Consider the following 4085-nt stretch of genomic DNA (forward strand, 5'->3'; position numbering starts at 1 on the left):
GCGCGGGGCCGCGGGGGACGGGCCTTCGCTTCTTCCCAAAGGGCCGTCAGGCGGTTTCCGCCATGAGTGCGTTACGCCTTTCGGGGGTGATCATCTCAGGATGCGGCGCGCCTCACCCCGGAAAAGACTGTGGCGTGATCTTCCCTCCGGTTGTCTCCCGCCTGTGTGATCGAGGTTCCCGATGAGTCCGAGTGATGCCGCCCGTCCACCCCGCGGAACGGGGAACCGGCCTGTCCCGCCCGGCCCGAGCGGACGCGGCAAGGCCTGCGTACGGCGGGAGTGGATACGGCTGGTGCTGGCGTGCTCGGCAGCGGGCGCGCTGCTCACGGGCTGCTTCGCCGCCGGTCACACCGCAACCGGTGGCCGGGGCGGACATCCCCCGGTACGGAACCAGACGCCTTTGATGCCGGCGCACAGCAAGCCGGCCCAAGCGCCGCCGGGATTCCCCGACACGCGGACGCCGGCCCCGACGGATGCGGACAACGCGCTCACCCGTCTGCTCGAACCGATTCGCGCACAGAGCGGCACCCGGGTGTCGGTCGCCGTTCTGGAGCCCGGGACCGGCCGGCGGATGGTGCACGGCTCGCAGACGCACATCACCGCGAGCCTGGCGAAGGTGAACATCCTGGCGGCACTGCTGCTGCGCGCCCAGCGCGAAGGGCGGTCGCTCACCCCGTGGGAGACGTCCACCGCCGCCTCGATGATCCGGAGCAGCGACAATGACTCCGCGGGCGCCCTGTGGCGACGTATCGGCGGCGGCCCGGGACTCGCCGCCGCCAACAAGGTCCTGGGGCTGACCTCCACCCAGGCGGGACCGGGTACGCACTGGGGCCTCACCCGCACCACCGCGGCGGACCAACTCACCCTGCTGAAGACCGTGTTCGCCGGTCCTTCTCCGCTCAGCGAAGCCTCACGCCGCCTGATCCAGACCTTCATGGGCCGGATCGACGCGGACCAGGACTGGGGGATATCCGCGGAAGGCAGCCGTTGGCAGCTCAAGAACGGCTGGGTCCAGCGCTCCCACTCACAACGCTGGGCGATCAACAGCATGGGGCGGGTCGCAGCACACGGGAGCACGTTCTACGTCGTCGTCCTCTCCCACGGCAGCCCGAGCATGTCCCACGGCATCTCCACGGTGGAGCGAGCAGCGCGAACCGCCGTACACGCCCTTCGCGGTACCGCCCCTCCGGTGTCCCCGATCATCCACTGACCCTCTTCCCACCGGCCCGCGGGCACATCCCTCGCTCCTGGAAAAGAGGACTCGGCGGGCGACGGTCGTCTTGCCGTCCCCTCCTGCCGGGACCGGACCTCACGGGCACCGGGCGTGTCCAGTGCGCGCAGGAGCCGGGGCAGGCTGCGGGACCGGCCCTCACGTACGGGGAGGCGACGAGCGGCCGGGCGCCGTCCGCGCAGGGGAAAGTGGGTTGCCGGTGAGGAAGGCGCGTGGGTAGCGTCGCCGTCCGTGACTCCTTCTCTGCGCACCGAGCGGCTGGTCCTGGAGCCGTACACGCCCGAGGACGAAGAGGACTTCGTCGCGCTGTTCCAGGATCCGAGGGTGTCGCGGTGGATGGGGGACGGTCCCGCTTCCGAGGCGGCGGACCGGGCGTTGTTCGGGCGGATCTTCACGAACGTCTACGCGCGGGAGCTGTTCGACGTCTGGGCCGTCCGGCGCGGCGGGGTCCTGGTCGGGCACGCCGAGATCAAGCCGACGGAAGCCGTCGGGGGGCACGAGATCGTCTACGCCCTGGCGCCCTCGGCGTGGGGGTCCGGGCTGGGGACCGAGGTGGCGGAGGCGCTCGTCGCCCACGGCTTCGGCGCCCTCGGGCTGGGCGAGGTGCACGCCACCGTGGCCGCGCCGAACGAGGCGTCCCTGGTGCTGCTGGGCAGGATCGGGTTCGAGTACGTCCGGGACATCGAGGAGGACGACGGTGGCATCACGCGCGTGCTGGTCCGCCGTCGTCCCGCGGCGGCCGGTGGGGCGTCCCCGGCCCGGTAGGGCGAGCAGGCCGCCGGCCCGCTTCCGGCGGGAGGGGCGACGGCGGTCCCCGCCTCCGGTCCCGAGGGCCTCGCCACGCTGTACAGCGGGCGTGCCGGCGTGCGGGGGAGTCCGGCTCCGGGTGTCCCGTCAGCGGGTGACGGTGAGGTGGGCGGACAGGGCGTCCAGGAAGTCCGGGGCGTCGAAGAGGGCGCCGGCCGAGGCGACGCCGGTCGTCCGGGTGCGGCCGGTGAGGATGCGGTGGACCGCTTCCACCACGAGGGGCGCGGTGACGGCGTAGATGTCGCGGCCGCTCGCCGCGGCGCGGCGCTCCTCGCCGCCGGAGCGCACGACGGCGTCGACGAGGAAGGTCTGGTCGGACCGGCCGCGTGCGTCGGACGCGATCGGCGCCGGGGTGTCGGGGGAGGCGAGGTCCCCGGCCGCCTCGACCGTCATGTGGGTGCGTACGTCGGGGATGCGCAGGTGGCTGGGGACGGTGACGACGTCGGCCATGGTGAACTCCCCGATCACGGAGCGGACCCCGAGCGGTTCGGGGAAGGTCCATTTCAGGGTGGGCGGGGCGTCGTCGCGGTACTCCAGCGCGCCGTTGCGGTGGACGGCGCGGCGGCCCTGCCTGCGCCTGCGGGAGACCGCGCCCGCGGCGCGGGTCCCGGGGGTGGGGTGCCAGCCGCTCAGGCCGTACGCGACGTGCGCCTCGTCGGCCGTCGTCCAGTCGCCCATCGCCGTGGTGACCAGGAGGTCGCCGAGGCCGCCGTAGAAGGCCATCGCGGGGAGCACCACCGTGTCCGCGGCGCGGGCGCGGTCCGTGTAGTGCGTGAACGTGTCGAGGTTCGCTTCGACCTCGGCCGCCACGTCCACGTACGGGATCCCGGCGCGCAGGGCCGCCTCGATCAACGGGGCGGCGGTGGAGGCGAAGGGGCCGGCGCAGTTGACGACGGCGGCCGCGCCGGACAGGGCGCGGTCGAGTGAGGCCGGGTCGTCGGCCGAAGCCGTGCGGGGGCCGGGGCCCGGGTGGGAGGCCGCGAGTTCCCTCAGCTTGGCGGCGTCGCGGCCGGACGGGAGCGGGACGTATCCCCGGTCCCGCAGCTCCGCCATCACGAAGCGCCCGGTGTGCCCGTAGGCGCCGAAGACCGCCACCGTGCGCCCGGATTCCGTTCCCGTCCCCATCGTTCCCCCCGTGCTTTTCCGCTTGATCGGTCGTCAATATCTTTCTGTGCTCGGGTAGTTGGCGCGAGTGTCCGGAACGACATGGGCCGTACACTTCCGGACATGAGGTCCGCAGGCCCGGTGGGGACCGTCGCGCTCGCCGTCACCGACGGGATGCTGCACTTCGAACTGTCCGTGGCGCACGAGGTGTTCGGCACGGCTCCGTCCGGCGTGGCCGTTCCCTGGTACCGCCTCGTCGTCTGCGGGCCGGGGGCCGTACGGTTCGGGCGGTTCCGGCTGGAGCCGGACCACGGGCTCGACCGGCTTCCGTACGCCGGCACGGTGATCGTCCCCGGGTGGGCCGACGTCGACGCGGAGCCGCCCGCCGAGCTGGTCGACGCGGTGCGCGCGGCCCACGAGGCGGGGGCGCGGGTGGCCTCCCTGTGCACGGGGGCGTTCGTGCTGGCGGCCGCCGGACTGCTGGACGGCCGGCGTGCGACCACGCACTGGGCGCACACCGGGGCACTGGCCGCCCGTTGTCCCGGGGCCGAGGTCGACCCGGACGTGCTCTACGTCGACAACGGCAGCGTGCTCACCTCCGCGGGCAAGGCGGCCGCGATGGACCTGTGCCTGCACCTGGTGCGCCGCGACCACGGCGCGGCGATCGCCAACGCGGTCGCCCGCCGTCTGGTGGTGCCCCCTCACCGGGCGGGAGGGCAGGCCCAGTTCGTCGCCGCACCGGTGCCCGACCGGGACGACCACGCGCTGGCCGGACTGTTCCCCTGGGTGCTGGAACGGCTCGACCGGCCCCTGACGGTGGAGGACCTGGCCCGCCGGATCCGCTGGGTCAGCAGCCACCGCAGCGGAGTGGTGCCGGTCACGGCCCTGAACCGGCGGCCCAGATGCCGCGAGCTCATGCCCGCCCGGCGGGCCAGGTCCTCCA

4 protein-coding genes are annotated in these 4085 nt (G+C 73.6%); 3 read left to right on the forward strand and 1 reads right to left on the reverse strand.

What is annotated here, in order from left to right:
* Positions 1–532: 532 nt before the first annotated feature.
* A complete protein-coding gene (locus tag AOK18_RS27245) occupies positions 533–1210 on the forward strand; it encodes a serine hydrolase (protein WP_157865236.1) in 678 nt (225 codons plus the stop codon).
* Between the two features lie 252 nt (positions 1211–1462).
* Positions 1463–1996: a GNAT family N-acetyltransferase gene (locus AOK18_RS27250; RefSeq protein WP_055696057.1), complete on the forward strand. Its 534-nt coding sequence runs from the start codon at positions 1463–1465 to the stop codon at positions 1994–1996.
* Between the two features lie 129 nt (positions 1997–2125).
* On the opposite strand, the gene AOK18_RS27255 is transcribed toward AOK18_RS27250, so the two are convergent.
* Positions 2126–3163, reverse strand: coding sequence for a saccharopine dehydrogenase family protein (locus tag AOK18_RS27255; RefSeq protein WP_055696058.1), 1038 nt, complete (start codon positions 3161–3163; stop codon positions 2126–2128).
* A 120-nt stretch (positions 3164–3283) separates the two neighbouring features.
* Here AOK18_RS27255 and AOK18_RS35505 point away from each other — a divergent pair.
* A partial coding sequence (locus tag AOK18_RS35505) for a DJ-1/PfpI family protein (protein ID WP_167738749.1) occupies positions 3284–4085 on the forward strand: 802 nt, incomplete at its 3' end.

Source organism: Streptomyces prasinopilosus (assembly GCF_001419695.1).
Classification (GTDB): domain Bacteria; phylum Actinomycetota; class Actinomycetes; order Streptomycetales; family Streptomycetaceae; genus Streptomyces; species Streptomyces prasinopilosus.